We start from the raw sequence: 970 nt of genomic DNA, 5'->3' as shown, positions 1-970 counted from the left end.
GACTGAAAAGCTAAATACACATCCAAAATATCACGTTAATAATAAGTTAAGTGTAAGTAAATGTGGTTTTAACTTAGTTGTGGTGGGCTATTTGGGTCATTAAATCAGAGTATATTGAGCCATTTTTAGATATCAAACAGCTCTAGCACTAGCTTCCACACTGGATACTCTAGTACTAAACAGCCGTAAAGTTTCATCATAAAACAATATGCTAGCAACAATCAGCGCCATTAAAGTCTATTTTTAATGACGTGATTATTAGCGACAAATGACAACACGCTTTGAATGCCCCTCTTTTAAATCACGATGAACAACTAAGATGAGAGACGCCACCTACCTTAAAGAACTCAAGCGGTTTCAATCGATAGTATTTATCTTCCACTTCCTGCGACTGCTCTGAATAAGGCTGTGTCATGACTTCTTGTAGTTCTCGAATTAACGTGTAATTTCCCTACGTGGCTTGCTGATAAGCTGGCATAACAAACCACTCTCGCAAAATGTATTTTGGATTAACCAACTTCATCTGCTTAGAGACGTCTTCAAGCGTTCGCGGCGTAATAGCATTCGCATCACAGTCGCGGTTGAGCAGTGTTTTCCATTTTGTAAACCACTCAATCCAACGCGTGTCCATCTGATGAGTGTCTAACTCATGCGCCCTGTTTTTGCTTAGTGTGTTGCCTAAGCTACTGTAAAAGCTTTTTTTCAATGGGCGAATGTCGTCAGGTATCGACGAGAGCTCTCGAAAGAAAATAGTATAATCGACAGGCGTTTGTATCATCAGTGTTTCGTGAGCTTACGGCAACATAGCGTGACATTGCTAAAAGGCTAATTATTGTCGAGATAATTCCATGGGAGATATTTTTCAGGGTGTTTTTTAGCTGCTTCGGTATCTCGCTGTAATCGCGTAAAATAATCGAATACATTGATACCAGCCTCACTCCCTGTGGCTATCATTGAGGTGATAACATCG

Annotated in this window: 1 pseudogene; it reads right to left on the bottom strand. The window is 40.1% G+C overall.

Annotated features, from left to right (window positions below):
- Positions 1 to 301: 301 nt before the first annotated feature.
- Positions 302 to 787: pseudogene (locus tag CXF74_RS21455) on the bottom strand (hypothetical protein); the annotation flags it as partial.
- Positions 788 to 970 lie beyond the last annotated feature (183 nt).

The sequence above is a fragment of the Psychromonas sp. Urea-02u-13 genome (assembly GCF_002835995.1).
Lineage (GTDB): Bacteria > Pseudomonadota > Gammaproteobacteria > Enterobacterales > Psychromonadaceae > Psychromonas.
This window is presented reverse-complemented; position numbering and strand designations above follow the sequence as displayed.